The following is a 5000-nucleotide window of genomic DNA, read 5'->3' as shown; positions in this document are numbered from 1 at the left end:
AAGTGAGAATGCCGGTATGAGTAGCGAAAGATGAGTGAGAATCTCATCCACCGAATGCCTAAGGTTTCCTGAGGAAGGCTCGTCCACTCAGGGTTAGTCGGGACCTAAGCCGAGGCTGAAGAGCGTAGGCGATGGACAACAGGTTGATATTCCTGTACCACCTTATGAATCGTTTGAGCGATGGGGGGACGCAGGAGGATAGGGTAAGCGTGCTGTTGGATTAGCACGTCCAAGCAGTTAGGCTGGTAATGAGGCAAATCCCATTACCGTGAAGGCGGAGCTGTGACGGCGAGGGAAATATAGTACCGAAGTTCCTGATTCCACACTGCCAAGAAAAGCCTCTAGCGAGATTCAAGGTGCCCGTACCGCAAACCGACACAGGTAGGCGAGGAGAGAATCCTAAGGTGAGCGAGAGAACTCTCGTTAAGGAACTCGGCAAAATGACCCCGTAACTTCGGGAGAAGGGGTGCTCTTTTGGGTGCAAGCCCGAGAGAGCCGCAGTGAATAGGCCCAGGCGACTGTTTAGCAAAAACACAGGTCTCTGCGAAGCCGTAAGGCGAAGTATAGGGGCTGACACCTGCCCGGTGCTGGAAGGTTAAGAGGAGGGGTTAGCGTTCGCGCGAAGCTCTGAATTGAAGCCCCAGTAAACGGCGGCCGTAACTATAACGGTCCTAAGGTAGCGAAATTCCTTGTCGGGTAAGTTCCGACCCGCACGAAAGGTGTAACGATCTGGGCACTGTCTCAACGAGAGACTCGGTGAAATTATAGTACCTGTGAAGATGCAGGTTACCCGCGACAGGACGGAAAGACCCCGTGGAGCTTTACTGTAGCCTGATATTGAATTTTGGTACAGCTTGTACAGGATAGGTAGGAGCCTTGGAAGCCGGAGCGCCAGCTTCGGTGGAGGCATTGGTGGGATACTACCCTGGCTGTATTGACATTCTAACCCGCACCCCTTATCGGGGTGGGAGACAGTGTCAGGTGGGCAGTTTGACTGGGGCGGTCGCCTCCTAAAAAGTAACGGAGGCGCCCAAAGGTTCCCTCAGAATGGTTGGAAATCATTCGTAGAGTGTAAAGGCACAAGGGAGCTTGACTGCGAGACCTACAAGTCGAGCAGGGACGAAAGTCGGGCTTAGTGATCCGGTGGTTCCGCATGGAAGGGCCATCGCTCAACGGATAAAAGCTACCCCGGGGATAACAGGCTTATCTCCCCCAAGAGTCCACATCGACGGGGAGGTTTGGCACCTCGATGTCGGCTCATCGCATCCTGGGGCTGTAGTCGGTCCCAAGGGTTGGGCTGTTCGCCCATTAAAGCGGTACGCGAGCTGGGTTCAGAACGTCGTGAGACAGTTCGGTCCCTATCCGTCGTGGGCGTAGGAAATTTGAGAGGAGCTGTCCTTAGTACGAGAGGACCGGGATGGACGCACCGCTGGTGTACCAGTTGTCTTGCCAAAGGCATAGCTGGGTAGCTATGTGCGGAAGGGATAAGTGCTGAAAGCATCTAAGCATGAAGCCCCCCTCGAGATGAGATTTCCCATAGCGTAAGCTAGTAAGATCCCTGAAAGATGATCAGGTTGATAGGTTTGAGGTGGAAGCGTGGTGACACGTGGAGCTGACAAATACTAATAGATCGAGGACTTAACTAAAAAGATTACTTGGTTCTTGTGTTTTTCTTCCTATAGGATTTAGTTTTGAGAGAACAACTCATAAAAACATAATAGTCTGGTGGCGATAGCGAGAAGGTCACACCCGTTCCCATACCGAACACGGAAGTTAAGCTTCTCAGCGCCGATGGTAGTTGGGGGCTCTCCCCCTGTGAGAGTAGGACGTCGCCAGGCACCGAAAAGGATAGTAGTCATTAGACTACTATCCTTTTTTTTGATTTTATCGTGGAAGTTTACTTCTTTCCTCTTATGAATTAAGATATTAAGTAAGTACCAAGTCTGGATTTAGGGGTGATAAAGTGCAAAAATCTAATGTTATTAGTCAATTTGCAGACTGGCTTGAAACAGAAGGGAAATCTGTTAATACAGTCACTACTTATCAACGTGAAATGAAAAAATTTCAAGACTGGCTCTACAAATATCCTACTTATTTAGAGAATATATCTCAAAAAGATGTTCAAGATTATCTCTCTTTTTTAGAGCAACAGCGCAAAAGTCCAATAACTATCGATAAAATACTTGGCTCTATTAGAACGTTTGCTAAGTTCTTGAAACGTCCAGAAATAACTTTAGATATTAAAGTTATGCCTATAGAAAAAAAGGGAGAATTGGAAATACTAACTCCTTATGAATACAATCAATTACTTCAAGAAGTGAAAAATGATGGTCACGAAAGAAATATAGCTATTGTTTACTTATTACTTCATACAGGTATTAGAGTTTCGGAATTATGTTCTCTAAATAAGTCGAATATTGATATTAGAAAAAGGCAATTAACCGTTAGAAATGGGTTAACTGGTGAAGAAAGGTATATTCCATTATCGGAAGAAGCTAAGAAATATCTTCTTAAATACTGTGACTCTTTTTATAGTGAGGATGCTTTATTTACTTCAAAATCTAATGAACGATTAACAGAAAGATCGATTCAATATATGTTGAAAAAGTATAATGTTCATCCGCATAAATTAAGACATACTTTTTGTCAAAAGCTTATAGATAAAGGAATAGGCTTAGAAGTTGTCTCGAAACTTGCTGGACATAAAGATATAAATGTTACTAAAAGATATGCAAAATCCAGGATGGAACAATTCGAACTAGAAGAAGCAATACAAAAAACTTTTATTAACGATACACTAGGATAGGTTGTTTAGTATTTAATTGTCTTTTTAAAGTTAACATCAACCGATGGGTAAGCTTAAAGTGAATTCAGATTTAGAACGTTTCAGGGGCTATTTTAGCTGATTTTAGGTACTTCCCTTAGTTAAGTTCGTTTTTAGAAAAAGGACAGTATTATAGATCGAATATAAAAGCCTAAAGACGTTCGACAATGGAAATTCTATTCGTTTTTTATATTTTAAAACTGATATTAGATATTTCTTTTTAAAAAGGATGAAAAGAATTGGACAATAAAGCGCAAATATATCGTTCTAATGTATCCATATCACAACTCGAAACAACGCTAAAAGAAAAAAATCTTTTAGCGTTGTTTGTGCAAAGACAGGAAAAATCCAATGAAAATTTTGGAATACAACTATATCTCTAGAGATATTACGGTATATCTACACTATATCTCCCGAGCCAAAAAGTGATATCAATTTAAACTCCTTGAAACCTAATAGGCACCGACTATTCATCACCTTTTATCAGAAGGTGATATCAGGTTTCCTTATGCTCTTTTTTTAAAAGGATAGATAAGCAAAGAAAATAGACATATAGATACTCCATACAGCATTATAAGCATTGTCCATGCTTCAAAAATGTTTGGAATGTCAAATAGATAATGGAATAGGATCCAGGAGGAAATAGAAGAAATAAAGAGATAGTGTTTTTGAATTATAGTCTTCATTTTTGATTATTTCCCGAAGGGAAAAAGACAGAATTTGCCCGAATATGGCCGGATTCCGTCTTTTGTTTGGGGTGCTGCTTGGGATAAGACGCATTATGTTAACTACTATTAAAAATAATTTTACGTACCCAAGTTTGGATGCATCAAATTATTTACCGATATTATTTAAATAGTCCTCTAATGCTTCTTCAATTAATATATAGATGTTTTTTTCTTGTAATAAAGATTGCATTTTTAACTCTTTATGTAAGTCTGTTCGTAAATCGAATGAGACTCGTTTTCTTATCAGTTGTAGTGTAGAAGCTTTTTCCTCACTAATCTCTTCAGCGAGAGCCTGGGAAGGAGTAATCTGTTTCTGAAGACGTTTCATATTTTTTATATCGTTTACTTTGGACACGTTTAATCAACTCCTTATAAAATTCTTCATATTGTAGTAAAGCCTGCTTTAATTCTGAGTTTTTATTAAACCCATATAAGGCTAAACGACCAATAGGAGCTCTTCTAGTAATAACCGTTTTAAAAACTTCATCAGGGTAATCCTCTGTGATCATTTCATTAAAGGCCTTAGCATCACTTCTTCTTAAGTCATTCAATGTTCTTAGAATCCCTATTACTTCAGTATTTCTATTACCATGATTTTTAGCACTTGTGACAGACTCCATAAAGTTAGGTATTGCTGAATAGCACCAGTTAGAGCACTCGAATAATACCACTACATACTCACTAGCACATAGGGCATTAGTTGTTTGTTCTGATAAAGAAGGTGGCGTATCAATAATAATGAAATCATACTCATTTCTGATTCCATCTAAACTTTTATCTAGAATTAAACTAGGAGTTCCTTTAAAAGGAATTGTATCGCCTTTATAAGTCTTTCCGGTATATATCCACCTGGGGAATGTAGCTAAAAAATTTGTAGCAGGCAACAAATCTAAATTTTTCTCTATAGGTAGAATATACTTTTTTACATCTTGTTTCTGCATAGCTTCTAGTACTGATTTTCCAATGAATTCATTGGAAGGTTGATTAGATAATAGTTCTGTTAAGTTCCCTTGAGAATCCAGATCGATTGCCAACACCTTATAACCATCTCTACTTAGTAAATATGATAGTATGCCTGCAGTAGTTGATTTTCCACAACCACCTTTTTGTATCCCCATAGTAATTGTAATCGCCAAAAATGATCCCTCCTTCTTCCAACGTTCTTTTCTTCCTTTCTTCCTTTCTTCTTTTCTTTCTTTTTTTATACTTTCTAGGAAATTAATTGAAAATCCTCTAAAAAAGTGAACTATAACACCTAAAAATTAGGTGTTATAGTTCACTCAGTTTTTGTTATAGTTCACTCAGTTTTTGTTATAGTTCACTCAGTTTTTGTTATAGTTGTGACTCAGTTTTTGTTATAGTTCACTCAGTTTTTGTTATAGTTCACTCAGTTTTTGTTATAGTTCACTCAGTTTTTGTTATAGTTAGGTCCCTCAAACCCTTGATAC

The 5000-nt window shown here is 39.4% G+C and carries 2 protein-coding genes and 2 rRNA genes (1 of these 4 running past the window's edge); 3 read left to right on the top strand and 1 reads right to left on the bottom strand.

The annotated features are described in order from the left end of the window. From ACF1B9_RS37605 to ACF1B9_RS37595, 3 genes are all read left to right on the top strand, one after another. Positions 1–1646, top strand: a 23S ribosomal RNA gene (locus tag ACF1B9_RS37605); it begins 1289 nt to the left of the window's first position. Positions 1647–1721: 75 nt separating this feature from the next. Further along, a 5S ribosomal RNA gene (rrf, locus tag ACF1B9_RS37600) occupies positions 1722–1838 on the top strand. 125 nt (positions 1839–1963) lie between these two features. Further along, positions 1964–2806, top strand: a complete 843-nt coding sequence (locus tag ACF1B9_RS37595) for a tyrosine-type recombinase/integrase (protein WP_202389403.1) — start codon at positions 1964–1966, stop codon at positions 2804–2806. Between the two features lie 1027 nt (positions 2807–3833). On the opposite strand, the gene ACF1B9_RS37590 is transcribed toward ACF1B9_RS37595, so the two are convergent. Beyond that, positions 3834–4688, bottom strand: a complete 855-nt coding sequence (locus ACF1B9_RS37590) for a ParA family protein (protein ID WP_160555785.1) — start codon at positions 4686–4688, stop codon at positions 3834–3836. Positions 4689–5000 lie beyond the last annotated feature (312 nt).

This window comes from Streptomyces sp. NPDC014727 (assembly GCF_043083485.1).
In the GTDB taxonomy this organism is placed as follows: domain Bacteria; phylum Actinomycetota; class Actinomycetes; order Streptomycetales; family Streptomycetaceae; genus Streptomyces.
Note: the sequence above shows the minus strand (reverse complement) of the source record. Positions and strands in the feature narration are given on the sequence as shown.